At 66.7% G+C, this 24,317-nt stretch carries 21 protein-coding genes; 11 read left to right on the forward strand and 10 right to left on the reverse strand.

Going from position 1 to position 24,317, the window contains the following annotated elements:
- Positions 1-22 precede the first annotated feature (22 nt).
- Both BLU74_RS06890 and BLU74_RS06895 read left to right on the forward strand, forming a co-directional pair.
- Positions 23-460: a DUF371 domain-containing protein gene (locus tag BLU74_RS06890; RefSeq protein ID WP_089766530.1), complete on the forward strand. Its 438-nt coding sequence runs from the start codon at positions 23-25 to the stop codon at positions 458-460.
- 67 nt (positions 461-527) lie between these two features.
- The gene (locus BLU74_RS06895; protein ID WP_089766531.1) at positions 528-1,346 is read left to right on the forward strand and encodes an endonuclease III domain-containing protein; all 819 of its coding nucleotides are present in this window, start codon (positions 528-530) and stop codon (positions 1,344-1,346) included.
- A 25-nt stretch (positions 1,347-1,371) separates the two neighbouring features.
- On the opposite strand, the gene BLU74_RS06900 is transcribed toward BLU74_RS06895, so the two are convergent.
- The 3 genes from BLU74_RS06900 to BLU74_RS06910 form a co-directional block, all read right to left on the reverse strand.
- Positions 1,372-1,866 (reverse strand): DUF7332 family protein, encoded by a 495-nt coding sequence (locus BLU74_RS06900; protein ID WP_089766532.1) that lies wholly within the window; start codon positions 1,864-1,866, stop codon positions 1,372-1,374.
- Between the two features lie 46 nt (positions 1,867-1,912).
- Positions 1,913-2,302 carry a methylglyoxal synthase gene (locus tag BLU74_RS06905; protein WP_089766533.1) on the reverse strand — a complete coding sequence of 130 codons (390 nt, stop codon included), beginning with the start codon at positions 2,300-2,302 and terminating at the stop codon, positions 1,913-1,915.
- A 64-nt stretch (positions 2,303-2,366) separates the two neighbouring features.
- A complete protein-coding gene (locus tag BLU74_RS06910) occupies positions 2,367-4,283 on the reverse strand; it encodes a beta-CASP ribonuclease aCPSF1 (protein WP_089766534.1) in 1,917 nt (638 codons plus the stop codon).
- Positions 4,284-4,544: 261 nt separating this feature from the next.
- Between BLU74_RS06910 and BLU74_RS06915 the strand changes: the two genes are divergently transcribed.
- From BLU74_RS06915 to BLU74_RS06930, 4 genes are all read left to right on the forward strand, one after another.
- The gene (locus BLU74_RS06915; protein ID WP_089766535.1) at positions 4,545-5,036 is read left to right on the forward strand and encodes a DUF7984 family protein; all 492 of its coding nucleotides are present in this window, start codon (positions 4,545-4,547) and stop codon (positions 5,034-5,036) included.
- A 67-nt stretch (positions 5,037-5,103) separates the two neighbouring features.
- The gene (proS, locus tag BLU74_RS06920; RefSeq protein WP_089766536.1) at positions 5,104-6,570 is read left to right on the forward strand and encodes a proline--tRNA ligase; all 1,467 of its coding nucleotides are present in this window, start codon (positions 5,104-5,106) and stop codon (positions 6,568-6,570) included.
- A gap of 111 nt (positions 6,571-6,681) precedes the next feature.
- A complete protein-coding gene (gene dacZ, locus BLU74_RS06925) occupies positions 6,682-7,497 on the forward strand; it encodes a diadenylate cyclase (RefSeq protein WP_089766537.1) in 816 nt (271 codons plus the stop codon).
- Entirely contained in the window at positions 7,497-8,345 is an 849-nt protein-coding gene (locus BLU74_RS06930) for a mechanosensitive ion channel family protein (RefSeq protein WP_089766538.1), read from the forward strand. The genes dacZ and BLU74_RS06930 overlap by 1 nt, the downstream gene beginning before the upstream one ends.
- On the opposite strand, the gene BLU74_RS06935 is transcribed toward BLU74_RS06930, so the two are convergent.
- Both BLU74_RS06935 and purD read right to left on the reverse strand, forming a co-directional pair.
- Positions 8,342-9,034: an acyltransferase gene (locus BLU74_RS06935; protein ID WP_089766586.1), complete on the reverse strand. Its 693-nt coding sequence runs from the start codon at positions 9,032-9,034 to the stop codon at positions 8,342-8,344. The two genes, BLU74_RS06930 and BLU74_RS06935, sit on opposite strands and share 4 nt — an antisense overlap.
- A gap of 101 nt (positions 9,035-9,135) precedes the next feature.
- A complete protein-coding gene (gene purD / locus BLU74_RS06940; protein ID WP_089766539.1) occupies positions 9,136-10,434 on the reverse strand; it encodes a phosphoribosylamine--glycine ligase in 1,299 nt (432 codons plus the stop codon).
- A 138-nt stretch (positions 10,435-10,572) separates the two neighbouring features.
- Here purD and BLU74_RS06945 point away from each other — a divergent pair, with 138 nt between their 5' ends.
- A complete protein-coding gene (locus tag BLU74_RS06945) occupies positions 10,573-12,825 on the forward strand; it encodes a thioredoxin domain-containing protein (RefSeq protein WP_089766540.1) in 2,253 nt (750 codons plus the stop codon).
- A 59-nt stretch (positions 12,826-12,884) separates the two neighbouring features.
- On the opposite strand, the gene BLU74_RS06950 is transcribed toward BLU74_RS06945, so the two are convergent.
- Both BLU74_RS06950 and BLU74_RS06955 read right to left on the reverse strand, forming a co-directional pair.
- A complete protein-coding gene (locus BLU74_RS06950; RefSeq protein ID WP_175454581.1) occupies positions 12,885-14,276 on the reverse strand; it encodes a PAS domain-containing sensor histidine kinase in 1,392 nt (463 codons plus the stop codon).
- A gap of 51 nt (positions 14,277-14,327) precedes the next feature.
- Complete coding sequence (locus BLU74_RS06955) at positions 14,328-14,720, reverse strand: thioredoxin family protein (protein ID WP_089766541.1); 393 nt, start codon at positions 14,718-14,720, stop codon at positions 14,328-14,330.
- 120 nt (positions 14,721-14,840) lie between these two features.
- Between BLU74_RS06955 and BLU74_RS06960 the strand changes: the two genes are divergently transcribed.
- Positions 14,841-15,830 carry a PLP-dependent cysteine synthase family protein gene (locus tag BLU74_RS06960; RefSeq protein ID WP_089766588.1) on the forward strand — a complete coding sequence of 330 codons (990 nt, stop codon included), beginning with the start codon at positions 14,841-14,843 and terminating at the stop codon, positions 15,828-15,830.
- Positions 15,831-16,075: 245 nt separating this feature from the next.
- Here the strand turns inward: BLU74_RS06960 and BLU74_RS06965 are convergent, their stop codons facing one another.
- Together BLU74_RS06965 and BLU74_RS06970 are read right to left on the reverse strand one after the other, a co-directional pair.
- Positions 16,076-16,618: a GIY-YIG nuclease family protein gene (locus BLU74_RS06965; protein ID WP_089766542.1), complete on the reverse strand. Its 543-nt coding sequence runs from the start codon at positions 16,616-16,618 to the stop codon at positions 16,076-16,078.
- Positions 16,619-16,620: 2 nt separating this feature from the next.
- Complete coding sequence (locus BLU74_RS06970) at positions 16,621-17,049, reverse strand: DCC1-like thiol-disulfide oxidoreductase family protein (RefSeq protein ID WP_089766543.1); 429 nt, start codon at positions 17,047-17,049, stop codon at positions 16,621-16,623.
- A 260-nt stretch (positions 17,050-17,309) separates the two neighbouring features.
- On the opposite strand from BLU74_RS06970, the gene BLU74_RS06975 reads away from it, so the two are divergent.
- Positions 17,310-19,715, forward strand: a complete 2,406-nt coding sequence (locus tag BLU74_RS06975) for a DEAD/DEAH box helicase (protein ID WP_089766544.1) — start codon at positions 17,310-17,312, stop codon at positions 19,713-19,715.
- Positions 19,716-19,729: 14 nt separating this feature from the next.
- On the opposite strand, the gene BLU74_RS06980 is transcribed toward BLU74_RS06975, so the two are convergent.
- Positions 19,730-21,355, reverse strand: a complete 1,626-nt coding sequence (locus BLU74_RS06980) for an FAD-binding domain-containing protein (protein WP_089766545.1) — start codon at positions 21,353-21,355, stop codon at positions 19,730-19,732.
- Positions 21,356-21,463: 108 nt separating this feature from the next.
- On the opposite strand from BLU74_RS06980, the gene BLU74_RS06985 reads away from it, so the two are divergent.
- A complete protein-coding gene (locus tag BLU74_RS06985) occupies positions 21,464-22,636 on the forward strand; it encodes an alpha-1 4-glucan-protein synthase (protein WP_089766546.1) in 1,173 nt (390 codons plus the stop codon).
- 192 nt (positions 22,637-22,828) lie between these two features.
- Positions 22,829-24,304 carry an ATPase domain-containing protein gene (locus tag BLU74_RS06990; protein WP_089766547.1) on the forward strand — a complete coding sequence of 492 codons (1,476 nt, stop codon included), beginning with the start codon at positions 22,829-22,831 and terminating at the stop codon, positions 24,302-24,304.
- Positions 24,305-24,317: the final 13 nt, after the last annotated feature.

The raw sequence follows: 24,317 nt of genomic DNA on the forward strand, positions 1-24,317 counted from the left end.
GCGGCACCCACCAGTGCGAACGATGGAGGAAGTTGTTCACGCGTGCGGGCACGAGCACGTCTCGGCGGAACACGCCAGCACGTTCGAGGTGACCAGCGACGACTGGCTGACCCCTGCCGGCGACTGCATCCTCGCAGTCGAGGCGGATCGAGTGCCCGCGGACTTCGACCCGGCGTTCGTCGCGGCCTGCCGCGACCCCGAGGCCACGATTACCGCCTCGATTACGGTCACCACGGCCGACGGCGACACGTACGTCGAGACGGTTACTGGCCGCGGCGATCCGGACCTCTCGTTCGAGAACGATCGAAGCCACGTGGGTCGGACCTCGGCGTACGTCGACGACCGGACGGTCCTCGTCGGCGCCGACGCCGCCGCGGCCGACTTCGATCGGGAACTCGTCGCGGCCCTCGCCGACGGAGCGGACCTGCGCCTGGAACTCGAGGTCGAAGCGGCGGACTGACCAGCGCGTCGGACGCAGTGGATCTCCGGCCAGACGTCTTTTTTATCGGTGGGGACTACTGCCGACTATGCCCGAGGAACCGGAGGAGAACATCGCCAGCGGGGAGGCGGCGTCCACCGCCGCGATGTTCAGTACCGGCGAGGCCGAGACCCGCGCCGAGGCGGTCGTCGACGAGCTGGGCGAGCGCTACTGGCAGAAGACCTACGGCGGTACGGACGCCTTCGAGTCGCTGGTGCGGACGATCCTCTCACAGAACACCAGCGACGTGGCCAGCCAACCGGCCCACGACGCGCTGATGGAACGGTACGGGGACGGCGGTTCCGACGACGATCACGATCTGGCGGCCGCACTCGCCGATGCCGACCAGTCGACGCTCTCGGAAACGATCGCGTCTGCCGGCCTCTACAACCAGAAATCAGCGATGATCATCGGCGCGGCCGAGCGGATCTGCGAAGCTTACGGCGGCGCGGACGGCTTCGACGCGTTCGTCACGGAGGAACCCGCGACGGCGGTTCGCGAGGCGTTACTCGACATCCACGGCGTCGGGCCGAAGACCGCCGATTGCGTGCTGTTGTTCGCGGGGGGCCGCGACGGCGTCTTTCCCGTCGATACCCACGTCCACCGAATCGCGCGCCGGATGGGACTGGCCCCGCCAGACGCCGACCACGAAGCCGTGCGAGAACAGCTCGAAGCCGACATTCCGGGCGAGAAGTGCGGCTTCGGTCACACAGCGATGATCCAGTTCGGTCGGGAGTACTGCTCGGCCCGGAAGCCCGCGTGTCTGGACGGCCCCGAAGCCTGTCCGCTCTATGACCTGTGCGATCGCGTCGGCGTCGACGAAGTCGCCGAGTCAGTCGTCGACCCCGAAGCGGCTGCGGGCGACTGATCGAGGGGGACCACTCTCGGATCGGCTAACAGCCGCGCGTTTCGACCCCGGAGACGGGCCCGTCCGTCGGTTCGTACGTCGAGTCGTCGAAGGAATCGGCGAACATCGGCAGCGAAAGCTGGTAGTCGAAGAGCACCACGAACGAGTCCCAGACCGCGCTCGCTGCGACGTTCTCCTGGTCGGCCTCGAAGAGGACGCCGGTCCGCAGTTCGACGATGTCGGCTTCGAGCGCGACGCCGCGCGCCGACAGGCCGAGAGCGCTCGGCGGCGCGGGCGAGGTGAAGAGCGACGTGTGGATGGTGACGTTGATGTGTGGGTTGCCGTCACCGACCGTGAGGTCGTACCCGCCCGGCGGGAAGCAGCGACGGGTGTCGTCACCGGCCCCCGCGTTCGAGCCGCCGTCGCCGGACTGGGCCGCGGCGACAGGCGTTCCGGCGAGCGCAAGCGCAGTCACCAACGTGAGGACCGTGAGAACCGCAAGGGTCCGACCAGCCGCGTCGGACGCATTCGACGGAGACATACTGGTCCATTTCGCCGGTCTGCGATTAAGTCCCGCGGTTCGGTTCTCAGCGTTGAGAATCCGGTTCCGACTGACGGACCAGTTCGTCGAGGACGGCGTCGGCGCTGGCGAGGTTAGTCGCCAGCGGGACGTCGTGGACGTCACAGATCCGCAGGAGCGCGGTGATGTCCGGTTCGTGGGGCTGGGCAGTGAGCGGGTCGCGGAGGAACACGACCCCGTCACAGTCCCCGTCGACGATTTCCGCGCCGATCTGCATATCGCCGCCGATCGGCCCGGACTCCTTGCGGTCGACGTCCAGTCCCGTGGCCTCCTGGATCCGCTTCCCGGTCGTGCCAGTCGTCGTGATCTCCATCGCCTCGAGGTCGCCCAGCCGGCCCCGGACGAAGTCGATCATATCCGGTTTCTTCTCGTCGTGAGCGATCAGCGCGATTCGCATACTGTCGTGTATCGGGGCTCCATCAAGAAGGTTCGTCACCGCCCGGGTGGTTGGCTCCCGCCACTCATCGGAACCGGAACGTCTCGAGATTCTTCGGGGCGAACGTCCGGAGGTGGTGATCGTGATACAGTCCGGAGGAGAGGTCCTGGACGGCGCGCTCCTCGCCGTGCACGCAGAGGATCTTCTCCGGGCGGGGGTTCATCGTCTTCACGAAGTTCTCCAGTCCCTGTCGGTCGGCGTGACCGGAGAAGCCGTCGACGGTTTCGACGTGCATCGCTAGCGTCGTCTCGCTACGACCACCGCCACCTCGCGTGAGTGCGACCTCTCGGTGGCCGTTCTGAATCCGGTGGCCGAGCGTCCCCGGTGCCTGATAGCCGACGAACAGGAGCGACGAGTCGCTGTCGTCGCTGAAGTGCCGGAGCCACGACTGGATCGGCCCACGAGAGACCATCTCCGACGTCGAGAGGACGATCGCCGGATCGCCGTCGGCGATGTCTTCCCGTTCGTCCTCGCCACCGTCGATACGGTTGAACACGTCAGCCAGGAAGGGATTGTCGCCCTCGTCGAAGATCCGGGTGCGGAGTCGGTCGCGGAGGAATTCGGGATACGTGGTGTGGATGGCGGTCGCCTCCCAGATCATCCCATCCAGGTGGATCGGCATCTCGGGAAGGTCACCCTCGCGCATCGCCTCCTCGAAAACGAGCATCAGTTCCTGGGCCTGGCCCGCGGCGGCGGTGGGGACGACGACCGAGCCGCCGCGCTCGGCGGTCTCGGTGATCGTGTCGAGCAGTTTCCGCTCGGCGTCCTCCCGGTCGGTCTGGTAGTCGTTACGGCCGCCGTAGGTGGATTCGAGGACCAGCGTTTCCACGCGCGGGAAGTCGTTGACGGCCCCGTCGAACAGCCGGGTGTCCCCGTAGTGGATGTCGCCGGAGAAGGCGACGTTGTAGAGGCCGTCACCGATGTGGAAGTGCGCGATCGAGGAGCCGAGCACGTGCCCGGCGTTGTGGAGCGTGAGTTTGACGTCGGGCGCGATGTCCGTGACGTCCCCGTACTCCAAGGTGATCGTGTGCTTGATCGCTTCGCGAACCATCTCCGAGTCGTACGGCGGCGAGCGGCCCTCGCTCTCGGCGACGTCGAGATAATCGAGCGTCAGGAGCCCCATCAGATCCCGCGTCGGTTCCGTGGTGTAGACCGGGCCGTCGTACCCGTACTCATAGAGGAGCGGGACGAGTGCGGAGTGATCCAGATGCGCGTGCGTCAAGACGACGGCGTCGATCGAGTTCGCGCCCGCGCCGAGGGCTTCTGGGATGTCGAGATACGGCCGGTCGCCCGACCCCGGCCGGTCGCCGCAGTCGACGAGGACGCGCGTCTCGCCCGTCGAGAGGATGAACGAAGCGCGGCCGACCTCTCGGCAGGATCCGAGGGTGGTGATTCGCACCCACTCCTCGCTGCCGAGCGGTTCGCGGTGGATCTGTCGCCCGACGCGTTCGAGGATCTCCCGGCGGTCCTCGCGTTCCTGTCGGAGGAAGTTCCGCACGTTCGAGACCGTCGCGGACTCGATCGGTGGCGTGCGGACGACCTCGGGGGTCCAGCCGGTCTCTCTGGTGACCTCTCTGAGGGTCGTTCCGTGACTGCCGATGACCATTCCCGGGCGTTCGGCCTGAATCACCACTTCGCCGGTGTCGTTGTGGAACTCGAGATCGGTGACGCCAGCCTCCTCGGGCACGACCTCACGGATCCGTTCGCGGGCCCGCTCGGGCGTCGAGAGCGCCCGCGGATCCGGGCGGACGGTGATTCGCTTTCGGAGCGTGCCCGCGAGGTCGCGAACGAGATCGCCGTTCCGTGCGAACCGCTTCGGATCTCGGGTGTAAATGACCAGTTCGGGCCCCTCGTAGGTGACGTCCGTGACCGAGATGTCGGCTGGCAGTTCCGATTTGACTTCCCCTTTCAACTCCTCGAGTTGCGTGTCTACTGAGCTCATACCTGAGAGCGTCCCGTCGCGGCGTGTGTGTCGCGACGGTCGATTGGGATTCTCCGCCTGCAGCGCAGGACCGACAGCGCGAGTGCGTCGTCGACGATGGACAGCAACGGTGTCTTCTGAGAGCACATAGACGTCGTGTGAACGGTAGTCTCTGCGATTCCGGCTGCGAAGAGGCAGGGAGAACCCGCTTGGTATGCAGTACCTTCGTCGTCGTATAAAAGCCTTCGCAAAGTCGAAATATCGGGCCGTTCTCCGGTCGATATGAATCTGAGTCCCGACCGGGTCGCCCGCGAGGCCGTCTGGGTCGCCGACCGCGCCGATCGGATCGTCCCACTGATCAACGAGACCCGACGCCGACTCGGCGCCGCCTTCGAGACCGACGTCGGTTCGGTCACGACGGAACAGTATCGCGAAGCGGTGAGGGCGGTGTTCGCCGACGGCGACAGCGCCGTCAACGCGGCCGCCTACGTCGCGATCCTTCGCGACCTCGACGTCGACGGCGATTATCCCGGGTTCGTCGTCGACGAGGTCCTCGGCCGCGAACTGGCGGCGACGATCGCCGGTGGGACACCGCTGTCGCTGCTCGCGCAGGCGACGTTCCACTACGCCGATATCACGACGCACAGCGAGGGCGGGGCCGGCGTCGATGATCTCGATGCGGCGCTGGCGGCCGGCTTCCAGACTCGGCTGCCGGGGTGGGCCTGGCAGGCGGACGAGAGTCCATTCGACGTGACCGCCGAGGCGTTCGAGTGAGCCGCGGTCGTGACCGCAGCGGGGCGCTTCAGGGGATTTAAGACCGACCTGGGGCTCGAAATACGTAATGAGCGACGAGCAGGAACTCGGCATCACCGAGTCGAAAGAGTACAACACGGGCGAGTGGTACGCCGAGGTCGTCAAGAAGGCCGACCTGGCCAACTACGCGCCGGACGGAATGAGCGGGTTCATCGTCACCCGCCCCCGCGCCTACGAACTGTGGGAGCGGCTGCAGGGGCACCTCGACTCCCTGTTCAAAGACACCGGGGTCAAGAACGCCTACTTCCCGATGTTCATCCCCGAGAGTTACCTCGAACAGGAGAAGGACATCGTCGAGGGATTCGACCCCGAGGTCGCCTGGGTCGAGCGCGCCGGCAAGGAAGAACTCGAAGAGCCGCTCGCGGTCCGGCCGACCTCCGAATCGATCATCACGCCGTACATCTCCCAGTGGGTGCGGAGCCACCGGGACCTGCCACTCCGCGTGAATCAGTGGGTCTCGGTCGTGCGCTGGGAGGCCACGGAGACGAAGCCGTTCTTCCGGACGAAGGAGTTCCTCTGGCAGGAGGGCCACACCGCCCACGCAACGCGCGAAGACGCGTGGGAGGAGACGACCCGCCGGCTCGATCAGTACGAGGAGACGTACGAGGACCTGCTCGCGATGCCGGTGCTCCGCGGGGCGAAACCAGAGCACGACAAGTTCCCCGGCGCGGACACGACCACGACCGTCGAAGCGCTAATGCCCGACGGCAAGTCCGTCCAGGGCGCGACCTCGCACTACCTCGGGACGTCGTTCGCGGAGGCGTTCGACATCACCTACACCGACGAGGACGAGGACGAACAGATCGCGCATACGACCTCATGGGGACTCTCCTGGCGGGCCCTCGGCGCGCTGATTATGACGCACTCGGACGATCAGGGACTCGTCCTCCCGCCGGCGATCGCGCCCGAGCAGCTCGTGATCGTCCCGATCTGGCAGGCCGACACGAAAGACGAGGTCCTCTCGTACGCGGAGGGCATCGCCGCGGACCTCGAAGAGGCGGGAATCCGCGTCGAACTCGACGACCGCGACGAGCGGAATCCGGGCTTCAAATTCAACGAGTGGGAACTGAAGGGCGTGCCCGTCCGAATGGAGATTGGTCCCAACGAGGCCGACGACGGCACGGTCACGCTCGTGCACCGCCCCGACGGCGAATCCACCGAAGAGGGTCGCGAGGACATCGCCGAAACGGTCTCCTCGCACTTCGACGAGGTGTACGCCAAACTGTACGCCGCCGCCGAAGAGAACCTCGAATCCAACGTCCGCGAGGCCGAAGACAGAGCCGAAATCCTCGGCACGATCGGGCAACACGGCGGCTACGTCAAGGCCCCGTGGTGTGGCGACGAGGCCTGCGAAGACGAGATCAAAGACCAGATCGCCGCCGAGATCGTGATGGTGCCGCTGAACGACGAGGATGCGGAGATCCACCACGGCGAAGACTGCGCCATCTGCGACGACGACGCGGCGGAGACGGCGTACTTCGCGAAATCGTACTGACTCGCGCGGGCCACGCGGTCACCCCTCGCTGTGTCAGACGCCTGGCAGACTGATCGCAGTCGTGAGATCGTCCCACAACGCTTTATAAGTGCCCGGCGAGTACTCTCAGTAATGGCGGCGTTATCGGACCTCCTAGGAGCTGTCGTGTCGGATGTCGAAGGCGTGTTTCTGTTCTCGCCGAGCAGTTCCCACTACGAGCGATTCGCTGACGCCGAACTTGATGTCGAACTCGTCGTCGTCGCCCCCGAGAACGCCGTCGGCGCGGACCCGTACGTCGAACTCCCGCTTGAGTTCACCAACGTCCGCGACCGGATTCGATTCGGCATCGAGGGCGCGTTCGAGCAGGGACTCGTCGAGGAGGGTGACGCCATCGCCTGCAGCGTCGGTGTCTTCGGCGGCGACGCCGATGGCGTGATCCGGGTCCGGATCGAAGAGTCGATGCGCTCGGGAATCTACGACCTCTTCGCGAACTCGCGGGCCGAGCCGGGTGTCATCCGCGACGTCTTCGAGGTGGCGATCGAACTGGGCAAGAAGGGACAGAAAGGCAAGCCCGTCGGCGCGCTCTTCGTCGTCGGCGACGCGGGGAAGGTGATGAACAAGTCCCGACCGCTCAGTTACAATCCCTTCGAGAAATCGCACGTCCACGTCGGCGATCCGATCGTGAACGTGATGCTCAAAGAGTTCTCGAGACTCGACGGCGCGTTCGTCATCTCCGACGCCGGGAAGATCGTCAGCGCCTACCGCTATCTCGAACCGGCCGCCGAGGGCGTCGACATTCCGAAAGGACTCGGTGCGCGGCATATGTCCGGCGCGGCGATCACCCGCGACACAAACGCGACGGCGATCGTTCTCTCTGAGTCGGACGGTCTGGTCCGGGCGTTCAAAGGTGGGCAAATAATCCTGGAGATCGATCCGGAGGAGTACTGATGACACCGCCTCTCCGCGTTCAGGCCGCCGAGAGCGTCGCTGTCGATCCAATCGGGATGCTGCAGATCGGGGGAGACCCCTTGCGGGACGTACTTGGGGCGATCCCTCGCCCGATCTGGGTGGCCCTCGTGGTGGGGCTCGTCGGCCTCGTCGTCGCCCTCGTGCTGGGAACGTTGACCACCCGTCTGCTCGTCCGGCTCGGCGTGCCCGATGCGATCGAGGGGACCGCATTCGAGCGGACGGCGCGGGACTTCGACACCTCGACTGTCGAAGTGCTGGGCTCACTGGTCCGCGTGTTCGTCCTGGCGATCACCGTTCTCCTGGTGTTTTCTGTCGCCAACGTGTCTGTCGCGTTCTCGTTTTGGACCCGAGCCGTGCAGTTCCTCCCCCAACTGTTTCTCGCACTCGTCATCCTCATCGTCGGTGTCGTCGTCGGCGACAAGGTCGATCTCCTGATCAACGAACGCCTGACAGGAGTCAAGGTTCCGCAGATCGGTGTCTTTCCCCGGATCGCGAAGTTCACCGTCTTCTTCGTCGCGGTGCTCGTGGCGCTCTCGCAACTGGGCGTCGCGACTCTCGCGCTCGTCGTCCTGTTGGGCGCGTACCTGTTTGCACTGGTGCTGCTCTTCACCTTCGCGTTCTCCGATATGCTGAAGTCGGGAGCGGCCGGGTCGTATCTACTGCTCGATCAGCCGTACGTCATCGGTGACGAAGTCGAGATCGGCGGCAAACGCGGCGTCGTCCAGGAAGTGAACCTCTTCGTGACGCACATCGAGAACGACGGCGAGGAGTTCATCGTTCCCAACCGCGCGGTCTTCGAGGACGGCGTCGTGCGGATCCGGGATTAGGTCGCCGTCTCGTCGCGCTGCCCGGAGGCGTCGTCGTCGTCGGCCTCGTCACTCGCTGCGTCATCTGCTGGTTCGGGGTCGTCATCGTCCGTTTCGGAGGTGTCACCGGCTGGTTCGGCGGGACCATCCTGCGCCGCGTCCGCGCCAACTCCCGCTTCGACCGGTCTCGCGGGGATCCCGGCCACCGTCGTGTCCGGCGGGACGTCGCGAGTGACCAGCGAGTTGGCGGCCACCTGCGCGTTCTCACCGATCTGGACGCCGGGGAGGACCACCGCCTTCGCACCGATCATCGCGCGATCGCCCACGACGACTTCGCCCGTTCGGTACTCGTCCTGCAGGAATTCGTGACACAGGAGCACCGAGTCGTACCCGACGACGGCGTGGTCGCCGAGCGTGATGAGTTCCGGCCAGAAGACGTCCGGCGTCGCCTCCAGTCCCCACGCGACGCCCGTGCCGACGGTCACGCCGAGTCGGCGCAGCGCCCAGTTCCTGAGGCGGAGGGAGGGCACCACCCGGGCGAGCCACACGAGGAGGTAGTTGAGCGCGACTCGCGTGATCGGCTTCGCGTCCGTCCAGTGCCACAGCGAATTCCGCACGCCCGGCGTGGAGTGCCGTCCCAGTCGGTCGTGTCTCCGACCGTCGCTGCCGCCGGCTTCACGTCCGTCGCGTTCCTCGGCGTCCTCGCTCACGACCGCTCCTTCGTGTGCACCGACCAAAAGGTTCCCTCGTCGGCGTCGGAGTCCGGGGCCGAGCGGGGGAGCCGCTGCGTCGACAGGGCCACACCCGACCGCTACTCGCTGCGGAGTTCGCGCAGATGGTCGATCCGCCGCTGGACCAGATCGGGCTTGCCGACGTCGTGGCGGATCCGGAGTCCGTCGCCCGCGGCCGCGAGGCCGTCTTCGGCCTGCGCTTCGGCCGCTTCGATCGTGTCGGCGACGCCGACGACCGCGAACGAGCGAGAGGTGGTCGTGTAGAGTCCGTCCTCGCGGGCGTCGACGCTGGCGTAGAACAGCAGCGCGTCCCCCACGTTCCCCTCGTCGACGGCGATCTGCGCGCCGCTGTCGGGGTCGGTCGGGTACCCGTCGGGGACGGCATACTTACAGACGGTCGCCGCTCGGTTGAACTCGAGTTCCGGGAGGGTGTCTTCGTCGCGGGCGGCGGTCAGGACGTCGAGGAACGACGTCTCCAGGACGGGGAGCGTGTTCATCGCCTCGGGGTCACCGAAGCGGGCGTTGAACTCGACCACGCGCGGGCCGTCGGCGCCGAGCATAAACTGTCCGTAGAGGATCCCCTTGTAGTCGGGAAGCGCCTCGACGGTCGCCTCCAGGATGTCGACGGCGGCCTCGTACTCCTCGCCGGTCATAAACGGGAGCGCTGGCGTCGCATCACTGTAACTCCCCATTCCGCCCGTGTTGGGACCCTCGTCGCCCTCGTACGCCCGTTTGTGGTCCTGTACGGCCGGCGTGGTCCGGAGTTCGCCGTTCGCGACGAACGCCTGGACGGTGAACTCCTCGCCGACGAGTCGCTCCTCGAGGACGACCCGGTCGTAGTCGTTCTCTCTGAGGTAGGCCTTCGCTCCCTCCCGGTCGACCTGGTCTCCGATGACCTTCACGCCCTTCCCGCCCGTGAGGCCCGCGGGCTTGACCGCGAGGTCGCCGTCGTATTCGTCGATGTACTCGCAGGCGGCGTCCATATCGTCGAACACGGCGAAGTCGGGACAGCCGTGGATCTCCTCGGTCTGCATAAACTCCCGTTGGAACGCCTTGTCCGTCTCGATGCGTGCGGCCTCCGCGCCGGGGCCGAACGTGTAGACGCCGGCGGCGTCCAGTTCGTCGGCGACCCCCGCCTGCAGCGCCGACTCTGGACCGATGATTGCGAGCGTCGCGCCGATTCGGTCGGCGTACTCGACGATCGCGGCGGCGTCGGTCTCGGCGATCGTCTCGAAGCCCGCGGCGAGCGCAGCGATTCCGGGATTCCGGTTGCTGGCACAGGCGTACAGGTCACAGGCTGAATCAGCGGTCAGCGACCGAGCGATCGCGTGCTCGCGGCCGCCGCCGCCGATCAGCAGGACCGTCTCCGAAGCAGACATATCCGGAGGACCTGCACACGAGAGTGTAAAGGTTGCTCTTTGTGCGCTCTCGTGTGTGCACGTTCGTGACTGTCCGATTGCGTTCCGCACGGACGGCCCTGTCGCACCGCTTTTCCCCGGCACGGCCGTATACGGCCTATGAACGATCCGCTGTCCCGGAACCGCCTCGACGAGGAGGAGAGTCCCTACCTCCGACAACACGCGGACAACCCCGTCAACTGGCAACCGTGGGACGACGCGGCACTGCAAGCCGCCGAGGCGACCGACCGCCCGATCTTCCTCTCGGTCGGCTACTCGGCGTGCCACTGGTGTCACGTGATGGCCGAGGAGAGCTTCGAGGACGAGGCGGTCGCCGAGGTGCTCAACGAGTCGTTCGTCCCGATCAAAGTCGACCGCGAGGAGCGACCAGATCTGGATCGAATCTACCAGACGATCTGCCAGCGCGTCACCGGCGGCGGCGGGTGGCCGCTGTCGGTGTGGCTCACACCTGCTGGCGAACCCTTCTACGTCGGGACCTACTTCCCGAAACGGGAGGACCCCCAACGCGGCAACGTCCCCGGCTTTCTCGACATCTGTGAGTCGTTCGCGACCGCCTGGGAGACCGATCGGGGCGAGATCCAGAACCGGGCGTCGCAGTGGACTGACGCGATCCGCGACCAGTTGGAGACGACGCCGGACGCGACTCCAGCGGGCACCGAAGGCTCTCGCTCTGCCGACGGCGAGACCCCCGAAGTCGGGGCCGAGGCCGGTCAGCAATCCGGTCCCGATGCCGACACCGCGGGCGAGGATGGGCTCGGTTCGGAGGTCCTGGGGAGCCTCGCGAAATCGGCACTCAGAGCCACGGACCGGGAGTACGGCGGGTTCGGCTCCGGCGGTCCGAAATTCCCACAACCGGGGCGGATCGACGCGCTCCTCCGCTCGTACGCGGCGTCGGATACCGACGACGCGCGAACGGCCGCGACTCGAACGCTCGACGCGATGGCGGCCGGCGGGATGTACGACCACGTCGGCGGCGGCTTTCACCGCTACGCCACCGACCGGGAGTGGACGGTCCCGCACTTCGAGAAGATGCTCTACGACAACGCCGAACTCCCACGGGTCTACCTGTCGGCGTATCAGCTCACGGGGCGCGAGCGGTACGCGACGATCGTCCGGGAGACCTTCGGGTTCCTCCGGCGGGAGTTCCGCCACGAGGACGGTGGCTTCTTCAGCACGCTCGACGCCCGCAGCGAGGGCGAGGAGGGCGCGTTCTACGTCTGGACGCCAGAGGGAGTCACGGCCGCGATCGACGACGAGCGGACTGCTGAGATCGCTCTCGACCGGTTCGGGGTGACGGAGTCGGGGAACTTCGAGGGCGACACCGTCCTCACGATCGACACCTCGATTCCCGACCTCGCCGACGCCTACGACTGTTCGGAGTCGGACGTCGCCAACCGCTTAGCGGACGCCCGTGAGGCGTTGTTCGAGTCCCGCGCCGAGCGCGTCCGCCCGGCCCGTGACGAGAAGATCCTGGCCTCCTGGAACGGCCTCGCGATCGGCAGCCTCGCCCGCGGCGGTCTCGTCCTCGGCGACGACGAGTACACCGATCTCGCTGCGGACGCGCTCTCGTTCGTCCGCGAGCACCTTTGGGATGCATCGGAGCAGCGGCTCGCCAGACGGTACAAGGACGGCGACGTGCAGGGCGACGGGTACCTCGACGACTACGCGTTCCTCGCGCGGGGCGCGTTCGAGCTGTATCAGGTGACGGGCGACGTCGCCCACCTCGCCTTCGCCGTCGAGTTGGCCGAGGTGATGGTCTCGGAGTTCTACGACGCCGAGGCGGGCACGCTGTATCTCACGCCCGCCGACGGCGAGTCGCTGGTCGCGCGGCCCCAGGAACTGATGGATCAATCGACGCCGTCGAGCGCCGGCGTCGCGGCGTCGGTGCTGCTCCATCTCGATTCGTTCGTCCCCGACTCGGACTTCGGGCGCGTGGCCGGATCGGTCCTCGACACGCACGCGGATACGATCCGCGGTCGGCCGCTCGAACACGTCTCGCTCGGACTCGCAGCGGCGTCGCGGGCGCGGGGCGGGACGGAGGTCGTCCTCGCGACCGGGGGACTGACATCGACAGACGGGCGGACCAGCGGCCTCCCCGAGTCGGTGCGGTCCTCGCTGGCCTCGACGTACCTGCCCGACGCAGTCGTCGCACCGCGGCCCGGGGCCGACGACGACCTCGACGCCTGGCTGACGACGCTCGGCCTCGAGGAGGCCCCGCCCATCTGGCGTGGCCGGACCGAACGGGACGGCGAGCCCACAATCTACCTGTGTGAGGGGCGGGTCTGCTCGCCGCCGACGCACTCGCTCTCGGAGGCGCTCGCGTGGTTCAGTGCGGACACGGACGACGAGTGAGTACTACCGCACGCCGAAGCGCCCGCGTCCACTGAGTGATCAGGACCGACCGCGCCGGATCACCGATCGGCCAGCGGCAAACGAAGGGTGATCCGGTTTCCGCTCTCTCCGGAGTCGACGATCACCGACCCACCCGAGACTTCGACGGCCCAGTAGACGAGCCAGAATCCGAGGCCACTGCTGTGATAGACGTCACTCATCTCGTGGTTTCCCTCGAGGACGTCCGCTTCGATCTGCGGAATCGGGCTCCCCTCGTCCTCGACGACGAGTTCGGCGTGATCGCTCCAGCAGCGCGTCGATATCCGCACCCGTGGCGAGTCCGATTCCGCGTGTCTGATCGCGTTCTCGAGCAGTTCGATCACGCAGAGTCTGAGTTCGGGTCGGACGTACACGGGACAGGACTCACGCGGGTCGTATTCGAGATTCGTCGCCTCGAACCGTCGACGGATGTCCGTGAGGCCATCCTCGACGACTCCCTGGAGGTCCAAGCGCTCTCGGGCCGCCCGCTTGGTGACGATGTTGATGATCTCCCGCCCCTTTTCGGCGCTCTCTAACAGGGCCTCGCCGGTCCGGCGGATCACGGCGGTCTGCTCGGCGGCCTCCGGAATGCTGTCTTCGATGACGGTCGCCGTCCCCAGGATGACGTTGAGATCGTTGCGGAGGTTGTGTCGCAGCAGATTGTCCATCACGTACAGTTGCCGTTCGCGACGTCGCCGATCGGTGACGTCGCGGGTGAACCCCGTAATCCGGCGCACGTCGCCGTCCTCGACGATCGGTTCGGCCTGCACCCACACCCAGCGGTCGTAGTCCTCCGCGGGGTTGACTCGGTACTCGATGTCGACTGACGTCCCCGAACTGAGACGGTCCATCGCCTCCTCGACCTGCGGCACGTCTTCGGGGTGGATCGTGTCGAGGAACGTCCGGGGGGTTCCCTCGAGTTCCTCGACGGGACGCCCGTACAACTCCTCGTACGCGGGGTTGACGAAGAGAACCTCGGACCAGTCTGCATCGAACATCCAGAGGACGTCGCCCGAGGCGGCCGCGATCTCCTCCAGTCGTTCCGCCGTTGCCTGCCGCTCACGCTCGGCCTCGATCCGTCTGGTGATGTCGCGTGAACTCACGACGAAGCCGTCGAGTGCGGCGTCGCTGAGATTCGACATCCGACTCTCCAGCCAGACCCAGCCACCGTCTGCGGAGCGGTGTCGATACTCGACAGAGATGTCGGCGAAGGAGCCGGCCTGGATGGTTTCCTCGAAGGCGTCGACCACGGTCTCGCGGTCCTCGGGATGGATGTACTCGAAGGCGTTCTCGCCGACGAGATCATCGGGGTCGAATCCGAGAAGCCGCTTCGCGGCGCCGCTGACGTAGGTGAACGTCCCGGTTTCGTCGAGGACCGCCACCTTGTCCTGGGCGCGATCGAGTAGGATGCCGGTGAAATCCGGCCGGTCCATTACGATTGAACGATGACCAGACCCCTACAAAATATCTATGGCCGCTGTCCCTCAGAGTCGCGCTGCGAGATAGGCGGCGATCGGCCGGTCCTCGTTCTCCACGTAGCGAGCGACTTCGTCGCCGTCGCGCTCGACGACGACGGTGGGGATCAGTTCGATGTCGTACGCCTCGACGAGCGGGCCGGTTTTGCTCCCGTCGTCTTCTTTCTCGACGGGGTAGTGATGGACGCGTTCGTCGGGGACCTCGGCCGCCGCGAGTGCGGCCCCGAAGTCCGGGAGTTGGCCGCGACAGTCGCCACACCAGTCGCCGCCCCAGATGCGGAAGACGAGTCCGTCTTCGGCCAGCGCTTCGACGGTGTCTTCGTGTGCGTCCGCGCTCCAGGCTGGATTCGGCTGCATCGTGTCGAGTTCTCCGGCGTCGACGTCGGTGTCGGGTTCTGACATACGCTCGGGTACGACGGGCGAGCGGGTAAACCTCGCGGTGGCTTCTGGGGGCGACAGCGATACCGGAACGGTGTGGCCGCCGTCGTCATCGTCTTGTGCCCCTCCGACGAACGGATGCATATGAACGCGAACGTGCTGGAGACGATCGGGTCACCGCTGGTCCGGGTCGATTCGCCGCCGGGGGCGACCGTCGCGGCGAAGCTCGAGTCGAAGAACCCCGGCGGATCGGCGAAGGATCGGCCGGCGCTGGCGATGGTCGAGCGCGCCGAGCGCGACGGCGAGATCTCCCCCGGCGACGCGCTCGTCGAACCGACGAGCGGGAACACTGGCATCGGCCTCGCAGTCGTCGCGGCCGCGAAAGGGTACGACCTCACAGTCGTGATGCCTGGCTCGAAGTCTCCCGAACGGCGGCAGATTATGGCGGCCTACGGGGCCGACATCGAACTCGTCGACGGCGACATCTCCGATGCGAAAGAGCGGGCAGACGAACTCGAAGAGCAGGGGATGATCCAGTTGCGGCAGTTCGAGAACCCCGCGAACCCCCGCGCACACTATCTGACCACCGGCGAGGAGATACTCGATCAGATCGGTGATCGCACGGTCGATGCGTTGGTCGCGGGCGTCGGAACGGGCGGGACGATCACCGGGATCGGCCGTCGGTTGCGCGAGGCGTTCCCCGAGATGGAGATCGTCGCCGTCGAACCCGCCGACAACGCCGTCCTCTCGGGCGGCGAGCCCGGGATCGACGACTTCCAGGGGATGGGGCCGGGGTTCGTCAGTCCCAACCTCGATACGGAGCTGCTCGACGACGTCGAGACGGTCACCATCGACGCGGCCGAGGCCGAGTGCCGCCGCCTCGCCCGCGAGGAGGGCATCCTCGTCGGGCAGTCCTCCGGCGCATCGAACCTCGCCGCCAAGCGGGTTGCCGAACGACTCGCCGACCCCGACGCGGCGGATACAGACCCCGATCCCGGGTACATCATCGACTCCGAAGCGGACCACGATGGACCGACTGAACGGGATGCCCGGGCGGCGGATGATCCCCCGCTGGTGCTCACAGTGTTCTGGGACAGCGGTGAACGGTACATGTCGACCGGGATGTTCGAGTGACGATCCTAGAGTCTCAGGTATAAACCTGCACCCGAGACTGACGCCGGAATCCCGGTTCGTCTCCACAACGGTAGGTGATTATAAGTACCGAGAGAGCAATTATTGCACTGCCGGGGTGCCTCTGACAACCGGCAATTGCGTGGGTTCACCGGGGGCGAAATCGGTATCGACTAGCCCTTTGGCCGAATCCCCTGCCGACCCCGTGCCGGCTCTGCCCGGACCGGTGTGGGGTCGGCCGGATCGTTCTACTCGGCGATACCGCTCACCGCGTCACGGAATCCGTCGTTCACTGCCGAGCGTAGAGTCTCCACATCGTCAGCGACGAAGAGGTGCGTCGGGCAGTCACAGTCGGACGCGCCGAACCCGCTGACGGGTGCGGATTCGAGTCGCGCCTCCTCCGCCCGCAGCGAGGACGCGAGTCGGCACTCGACGTCCGCGTGCGGCGCGGCGACGACGCCGTCGAGCGACGTGGAGGGATGACCGCCGAGGTAGTCGATGTGCCAGTGGGTGACGTCGTGCTCGCCCGCCGCGACCCGTCTGTGCCGGTCGACGCGAGCGAGGCCGTTGGATCCGAACGCGCTGCCGACGTAGGCATACGCACCGGGTGGCATTCGCGCTGTCCCGAGCGCGCCGATCGAGACGGTTTCGGCAGCGGGGAGCGAGAGCAAGAGGACGTACGTCCCCGGCGGGGCCGCGCCTGCTCCGATTCCGACGGCGTCGTCTTCGGCCGCGACGTCGACGGGGTCGATGTCGACGATGTTGCTATCAGGACGTCCGGCGTCGCTCATCCTCAGGCCAGCGCTTCGGGCTGTCGTTCGGCGTTCGCGCCGAGCCCGTCGAACAGGTCCGCCGCGTCGTCACCGAGCGGGTAGATGTCGTGATAGTCGGCGGCCTCGCGGCCGCGGCCGCTCGCCACGCCGACGACCGTGGCGATCGTCTCGTAGTTGTCGCGCACCAGTGACCCGACGATGCCGGGCGTCCCGGCCCGGTCGGCTAATTCCTTGGCCGCCGAGCGTCCGGCGTAGACGCGTCGCCGCCGCCGATCAACGAGGAACATCGCAAACGGCGTCTCGTCGAACTGGGCCTGCAAGAACTCCTGGGCGGCGTCGTCGTACCACGAGATGGCCCCGACGTCGTCGAGCCGTTCGAGCGCCCGGGCGGCGATCGAGCAGTAGGGACACTCGCCGTCGTAGATGAGAATGGAGTCGTACTGGGTCATATCTGTACTTGGCACTGCATAGGCAAAATCGTGCTGGCGGCCGTGGATCCGCCCCGGCGGCCGCCGGCGCAGTCAGCGGGACCGTCGTCGCCGCCCCCGGTCAGTCGTTCGCGACCCAGCCACCCAGCCCCTCAGTGATCCAGCGATTCTGCCTCCCAGTGACCCAGCGGTTCAGCCACCCAGTGACCCAGCGGTTCAGCCACCCAGTCACCCAGCGATCGTAACGGTCAGGGGGCTCTCGGCCCGACGGAGAAACGACTGTGGACGAACGCCCGACGGTCGACGCACTCGTGGCCGACCTCCGAGACCGCCCCTACTACGTGGACCAGATCCGCGACCACCGGCGCGTCGAGGGTCGCGAGGCGACACACGCCGATGTCGACCTCGAATCGCGGCTCGAAACCGCGCTCTCGAACGCGGGGATCGACCGACTCTACGACCACCAGGCGGCGGCGATCGGGGCCGTCCGGGACGGCGACAACGTCGTCCTCGCGACGCCGACTGCGAGCGGGAAGAGCCTCGCGTACACGGTGCCGGCGTTCGAACGGGCGATGGACCACGGCGGTCGGACGCTGTATCTCGGCCCCCAGAACGCTCTCATCGCCGATCAGGCGGAGACGCTCTCGTCGCTGGCCCGCGGCCTCGGATTCGGGAGTCGCGTGTCCGTCGCGGAGTACACGGGGCGACAGTCGAAGTCGGAGAAGCGCGACGTTCGCGACCGCGGCCCGACGGTGCTGCTCTCGAATCCGGATATGCTCCATTACGGAATCTTACCGCACGCGCACCGGCTCTGGGAGTGGTTCTTCTCGTCGCTCGAGACGGTCGTGATCGACGAGATCCACGGCTATCGGGGCGTGTTCGGGAGCCACGTATCGCTGGTGTTGCGCCGGCTGAACCGACTCTGTGAGCGGTTCGACAGCGATCCGCAGTACGTCTGCTGCTCGGCGACCATCGGGAACCCGATCAAGCACGCTGCCCGGGTCACCGGCCGCGAGGCGTCGACGTTCCGTCTGATCGACGAGGACGCGAGTGCCACTGGCCCGAAGCACTGGCTCCTGTGGAACCCACCGGAGTACGACGCCAACGGGGACGGACGGGACGCGACGGGTGACGGTGCGACGACCGACGGGCCGGCGGCGTCGAACGGAACCACCGGCGGGAGCGGCCGCCGTCGGTCGAGCCACGTCGAGACGAAGAACCTCTTCGTCGACCTCGTCGCCGAGGGGTTCCAGACGCTCGCGTTCACCCGCGCGAGGCAGGCCGCCGAACGGTATGCGACAGAGAGCGCCTCCGACCTCCGCGAGCGCGGCCACCACGACGCGGCGTCGTCGGTGACTGCCTACCAAGCGGCGCTCACGAACGATCGGCGGCGAGAGATCGAGGCGGGGCTCCACGACGGTTCGGTCCGCGGGGTCTGGTCGACGAACGCGCTGGAACTCGGCGTCGACGTCGGCGAACTCGACGCCGTTCTGATCGACGGCTATCCAGGGACGCGGATGTCCGCGTTCCAGCAGGCGGGTCGCGCGGGCCGCGGCGACGACGAGGCGCTCGTGATCCTCCTCGGCGGCGAGGACCAACTGGATCAGTACCTGCTCCGACACCCCGAGGAGTTCTGGGAGGGCGATCCCGAGCGCGCCGTCTGCGACCCCGAGAACGAGGAGTTGCTTCCGGACCACGTCGCCTCGGCGGCGGCGGAAAACTGGCTCAACACGGCCGACGACGCGCACTTCGGCTCGCAGTTCGCGTCGGTCGTGAGTGATCTCACGGCGGCTGGACGGCTCGACCGCCGTGAGACCGACCGGGGGATCCGCTGGCTCCACGACGGCGACGGGAGCCCGCAGCACGAGATGAGTCTGCGGACGATCGAACGTCGAGAGATCGACCTGCTGGACTCGCGGTCGAACGACGTCGTCGCGTCGCTCTCGTTCGCCGAGGCGCTTCGCGACGCCCACGAGGGCGCCATCTACCACCACCAGGGACAGACCTACGAGGTGCGCACCCTGGATCTGGATCGCGACGTCGCCACCCTGCAGCCCACCTGGGCGGACTACTACACGCGGGTCCGCCACGACAAGACGATCACCGTCGAAGCCGACGAGCGGGCGAAGTCGCTGTCGGCCCGACCGGACACCGAGGTCCGATTCGCCGAGGTGACGATGCGAAAGCAGATCACGGGCTTCGAGCGGCGCGACCCGAAGCGCGGCGAGACGATCGGTCGCGAGTCGCTCGATCTGCCTGAGACAACTCTGCGCACGAGCGCGCTGTACGTCACTGTCCCACGCGACGTCGAGCGGGAGATGCGAGAGATGGGCGGCGAATACGGCTTCAACGGTGGGATCCACGCTGCCGAGCACGGAATGATCTCACTGTTCCCGCTGTCGTTCTTGTGTGATCGCGGCGACATCGGCGGGCTGTCGACGCCGCATCACCCCCACACCGGGCAGTCGACGATCTTCATCTACGACGGCTACCCCGGCGGCGTCGGTCTGACCGAGAGCGGGTACGAGGAGATCGAGACGCTGCTCCGGCGGACCGGCGAGGTGATCGCCGACTGCGACTGCGCGGACGGCTGTCCAGCCTGCGTGCAGTCGCCGCACTGCGGCAACGCCAACGACCCGCTGTCCAAAGCCGAAGCGGTCCACCTCCTCGACGCGCTCAGCGAATGACGGGCCGCGGCGACTCACTCCGGGCGGAACTCGGACTCGCCGAACGCGTCCAGTCTGGCCTGTGTGCCGTCGTCTGACTCGTTCTGTTCGGTCTCGGTCCCGTGATTCCGAGCGATCGACCGCGCTGCGGACCGGCCCCCGGAGAGCGACGCGCGGTCCGCCACCGCCGGCCGGGCGAGGGCGTCGGCGGCCCTGGCGCGGACGTCCTCGAGGCGCTCGCGGAACTCCTGGCGGGCTGCTTCGTAGTCGACCACCGGCCGCGGATACTCCTCGCCGATCCTGACGCCGCACTCCGCCTGCACGGCGAGGGGTGTATGTTCGGGTCGGTCCAGGTACTCGGTTGGCAGCGCAGCCAGTTCGGGTATCCACTCGCGGATGAACTCACCCTCGGGATCCTGATCGCGGACCTGCTTCCGGGGGTTGTACAGCCGGAGCGTCGGTCGCCCGACGAGGCCGCACTGCGACTGCCACTGCGTGTAGTTGATCGATGCCTCCGCGTCGATCAGGTGGCGATAGAACCAGTCGGCCCCGATCCGCCACGGCTGTTGGAGCACGTGGAAATAACAGGACGCACACAGCGCTCGCATCCGAAAGTTGAGCCAGCCGGTCTCGCGAAGACACCGCATCGAGGCGTCGACCATCGGATAGCCGGTGCGGCCGCGTTTCCACGCCGCGATCAACTCGGGGTCTCGTCGGTCCGCATTGAACCCTCTGAGCACGGGGTTGACGGCGCGGTCGGTCCACCCGGGCCAGTCGGCCAGTTTCTGCTCGTAGTGTCTGTTCCAGAAGAGTCGGGAGACGAACATTTCCGTGCCCCGGGCATCCGGTGCGTGTGCATCGACGTACTGGTACACCTGCCGGACGGAGAGGCAGCCGAATTTGAGGTACGGCGAGAGCCCGCTGGTCCCCTCGCGGGCGTCGACGGGTGAGGAGATGGCGCCCGGGTACTCGTGGATCTGATCCACGAAGGAGCGCAACCGCGCTCGCGCCTGCTGTCCGCCCCCCTGCGGGACCCGCGACTTCGTCGGGTCGACGTCGTACGCGCGCTCGACGTCCGAGGAATCGAGCCCCGTGGGGAACTCGACCACGCGGACCGAGTCGGGGTCCCAGTCGTACTGGTCGGCGGCGAACCACGCCTCGGTTCGGTCCTGCCACTCCCGGCGCGGTCGCTCCGCGTCGCGGACGAGACCGTCGCCGGGGACGAACGTCGCGTCGAGTTCCCTGTAGGCCCGTTGGTCTCGTTCGTGGCCGTAGCGGCCCGACGGAGACGCTGTGGCGACGAGGTTCCAGCCGGCCGAGCGGAACCGCTCGAGGAGGTCGATCGGCTCACCGACCGCGTACGAGAGCCCCGCGTTGGTCCGCTCGCGGTATCGTCGATCGAGGTCGTCGAGGCACTCGTGGAGGAAGCGGAGTCGGGCGTCGCACGCGAGCCCGTCGGACCCGTAGAACGACGGGTCGAAGACGAACAGCGGCAGCAGCCGATCGGCCTCCGCGCCCGCGGCGACGGCCGCCTGGTCGTCGAGGCGCAAGTCGTCCCGGTGCCAGACGACGGTCCCTGTCGTGTCGGCCGGCAGTGTCGGGACTCCCGTCTCTCGGGTCCGCGAACGCAACGCCTCCGGAGTGAGTTCGCTGCTCGACACTCTCGGAGTGAACGGACTGCGGCAACCACTGTCTTTCGGCCGTCCCGCTGATCTCGCCGCGAGGGCGGAGCGACAGATCTTTTAGGGCAGCCTAAAGAAATGGTGGCAATGGATCAGGACGTCTGTGTCGTCGTCCCGACGATTCGCGAGTACGAGTGTATGCGAGCGTACTTCGAGAACGCGCGGGCCCACGGGTTCGACCTCGATCGACTGTTCGTGCTCCTCGTCACCGAGGACTTCTGCGACGTCGACGCGATGGAACAGCTGCTCGAAGAGGAGGGCGTCGACGGTGCAGTCTACGACGGATCGCGTCGTGAGGCGTGGTTCGAGACGCACGACGTCGGCGAGTTCGCACACCTCGTCCCCGCCGCATCTCACGCGCAGACCAGTTTCGGGCTCCTGTATATGTGGGCCCACCCGCGCTTCGAGCGGGGCGTGTTCATCGACGACGACACGCTCCCGCACGAGGAGTGGGACTTTTTCGGTCGCCACCTGGCGAATCTCGACCGCACCGACGAGGTCGAGTCCGTCAGTTCCGACGAGCGCTGGGTGAACGTCCTCTATCAGCACGCCGACGAGCACGGGTTGTATCCGCGGGGCTACCCCTACTCGGCGATGGACGAGACCGTCGAGACCGGGCGGCAGGAACTGACCGACGTGGTGGCCTCCCAGGGACTGTGGACGAACGTTCCGGACCTCGATGCGGTCCGGATCCTGATGGACGGCGACCTGCAGGGACAGGCGCAGACCCGGACCGAAAAGGCGGACTTCGACGGCGACTTCGTCGCCGAATCCGGGCAGTACCTCACCGTTTGTTCGATGAATCTCGCGTTCGAGCGCGAGGTGATCCCGGCGTTCTACCAACTCCCGATGGACGACAACGACTGGGACGTCGGCCGGTTCGACGACATCTGGTCGGGGGTGTTCCTGAAGCGCGCGGCCGACGTACTGGACAAACAGATCGTCAACGGCTACCCTCTCTGTGCGCACAACAAGGCCCCGCGGCCGACGTTCGACGACCTCAACAACGAGGTCCCCGGGCTGGAACTCAACGAGCACGTCTGGGAGGTCGTCGACGACGTCGGGGGCGACGCCGACTCCTGGTGGACCGCTGCCGAAACGATGGCTCGCGCGTTCGCCGAGGGCGACTTCGATGACTGGATCAACGGTGCGTTCCTGAACCACTGCGGGGCCTACTGGCTCGACTGGCTCGACTGTCTGGATCGACTGGCGGACACGACAGTCCGGCCACAGCAGGATCCGGCCATCGCGGACGACTGAGGACCCCTCGCTCCGATCGGCCGCCCGGACTCGTCTGCGGTCGCGGGCGACGGTGTATGTGAAACCTCCATTATGTTTCTTAGATAACACTGTACCGCCCGTAGAAGCGACGTTCCGGCGCTGTCCCTGTCAACGGAGATAGCGCGAAGAAAATCCTTATCACCGTACTGGGAAAAGTACAACCTGATTTATATGGACTCGTCATTCAATCAACTCTCCAGTGGGATTCCCGGCCTCGATTCGCTTCTCGAGGGAGGATTCGTCCGGGGGCGACTCTATCTGGTTCTCGGCGAACCCGGAACCGGGAAGACGCTCCTCGGGACCGAGTTCCTCAGTGAGGGGCTCGCCGACGACGAGACGGTCCTGTTCATCCACGGCGAGGAGTCCGTCGGGGACCTCCGCGCCAACGCGGCCGAACTCGGGATCGACATCGAGGGAGCCGAGTTCCTCGACATCGGCCCCGAATCGGACTTCTTTACGTCCGCGCAGTCGTACGACGTCGTCGATCCGGCCGATCTCGAAGACCGGAACCTGATCTCGGACATCCGGGAATCGATCGAGACTCTCGATCCGTCCCGCGTGTTGATCGATCCGATCACGCAGTTCCAGTATCTCGAACCGACGGAGTACCAGTTCCGCAGGCGCATCATCTCGTTCGCGCGGTTTCTGAAGAACCGTGGGACGACTGTCCTCGCGACCAAGACCCCGCGGCAACAGATGGACACGCAGTTGCGATCGCTCAGCGACGGGGTCATCGCGCTCGAATACGAGGACGAAAAGGCGGGCCGGCGCATCAGCGTGCCCAAGCACCGCGGGGTCGGCCAGCGCGACGGGAAACACGGACTGGAGATCCGCGGAGACAGCCTGCGGATCTATCCCTCACTCCGGCCGGAGAACCACGCACGGCGGTTCGAACCGGATCAGTTCGAGTCCGGGAGCAGCGCGTTCGATTCGCTCCTCGGCGGCGGTCTCGAGCGGGGGACGGTGACCATCGTCAGCGGGCCGACCGGCGTGGGGAAGACGACGGCCGCGACCGCGTTCCTGTCGACCGCCGCGGCGAACGGCCAGACGGCCATCGCGTGCCTCTTCGAGGAATCGCTGGAGATGTTCACCCAGCGGTCTGAGACCTTCGGGTACCCGATCACCGACCAGCGCGAGTCGGGGTCGCTCTACGTCGATGCGGTCGATTCACTCTCGAACTCCCCCGAGGAGTTCGCGCACCGCGTCCGGACGCACGTCGAAGAGAACGACGCCGAGATGGTCGTGATCGATGGGATCGCCGGGTACAACACGGCGATCAAGGGCGACGAGAACGGCGTCGGCCTGCGACGGCGGCTGCAGGCCCTGACGCAGTACCTGACGAATATGAACGTCTCCGTGATCCTGATCGATCAACGGAACGACGTGATGGGCCTTCCGCAAGCGACCAGCGAGAACGTGAGTTACATCGCGGACAACATCATCTTCCAGAACTACATCGAACTCGAGGGGGACCTCCAGCGGATCGTCGGCGTGCTCAAGAAACGCCTCGGTGGATTCGAGACAGTTCCGCGCCGGTATCGGATCACCGGTGACGGCCTGGAGGTCGGCGAGCCAGTGACCGGCATTCACGGGGTCTTCGAGGGGATACCGCAACGAACGGATGGGGCGACGCGCTCCTCGGAGTGAGATCGGAGGCACC

It is taken from the genome of Halobellus clavatus (assembly GCF_900107195.1).
In the GTDB taxonomy this organism is placed as follows: Archaea; Halobacteriota; Halobacteria; order Halobacteriales; family Haloferacaceae; genus Haloquadratum; species Haloquadratum clavatum.

Excerpts from the sequence above, each read along its gene's own strand:
- BLU74_RS06890 (WP_089766530.1), top strand. The coding sequence starts at position 23 with ATGGAGGAAGTTGTTCACGCGTGCGGGCACGAGCACGTCTCGGCGGAA.
- BLU74_RS06895 (WP_089766531.1), top strand. The coding sequence starts at position 528 with ATGCCCGAGGAACCGGAGGAGAACATCGCCAGCGGGGAGGCGGCGTCC.
- BLU74_RS06900 (WP_089766532.1), bottom strand. The coding sequence starts at position 1,866 with ATGTCTCCGTCGAATGCGTCCGACGCGGCTGGTCGGACCCTTGCGGTT.
- BLU74_RS06905 (WP_089766533.1), bottom strand. The coding sequence starts at position 2,302 with ATGCGAATCGCGCTGATCGCTCACGACGAGAAGAAACCGGATATGATC.
- BLU74_RS06910 (WP_089766534.1), bottom strand. The coding sequence starts at position 4,283 with ATGAGCTCAGTAGACACGCAACTCGAGGAGTTGAAAGGGGAAGTCAAA.
- BLU74_RS06915 (WP_089766535.1), top strand. The coding sequence starts at position 4,545 with ATGAATCTGAGTCCCGACCGGGTCGCCCGCGAGGCCGTCTGGGTCGCC.
- proS (WP_089766536.1), top strand. The coding sequence starts at position 5,104 with ATGAGCGACGAGCAGGAACTCGGCATCACCGAGTCGAAAGAGTACAAC.
- dacZ (WP_089766537.1), top strand. The coding sequence starts at position 6,682 with ATGGCGGCGTTATCGGACCTCCTAGGAGCTGTCGTGTCGGATGTCGAA.
- BLU74_RS06930 (WP_089766538.1), top strand. The coding sequence starts at position 7,497 with ATGACACCGCCTCTCCGCGTTCAGGCCGCCGAGAGCGTCGCTGTCGAT.
- purD (WP_089766539.1), bottom strand. The coding sequence starts at position 10,434 with ATGTCTGCTTCGGAGACGGTCCTGCTGATCGGCGGCGGCGGCCGCGAG.
- BLU74_RS06945 (WP_089766540.1), top strand. The coding sequence starts at position 10,573 with ATGAACGATCCGCTGTCCCGGAACCGCCTCGACGAGGAGGAGAGTCCC.
- BLU74_RS06950 (WP_175454581.1), bottom strand. The coding sequence starts at position 14,276 with ATGGACCGGCCGGATTTCACCGGCATCCTACTCGATCGCGCCCAGGAC.
- BLU74_RS06955 (WP_089766541.1), bottom strand. The coding sequence starts at position 14,720 with ATGTCAGAACCCGACACCGACGTCGACGCCGGAGAACTCGACACGATG.
- BLU74_RS06960 (WP_089766588.1), top strand. The coding sequence starts at position 14,841 with ATGAACGCGAACGTGCTGGAGACGATCGGGTCACCGCTGGTCCGGGTC.
- BLU74_RS06965 (WP_089766542.1), bottom strand. The coding sequence starts at position 16,618 with ATGAGCGACGCCGGACGTCCTGATAGCAACATCGTCGACATCGACCCC.
- BLU74_RS06970 (WP_089766543.1), bottom strand. The coding sequence starts at position 17,049 with ATGACCCAGTACGACTCCATTCTCATCTACGACGGCGAGTGTCCCTAC.
- BLU74_RS06985 (WP_089766546.1), top strand. The coding sequence starts at position 21,464 with ATGGATCAGGACGTCTGTGTCGTCGTCCCGACGATTCGCGAGTACGAG.
- BLU74_RS06990 (WP_089766547.1), top strand. The coding sequence starts at position 22,829 with ATGGACTCGTCATTCAATCAACTCTCCAGTGGGATTCCCGGCCTCGAT.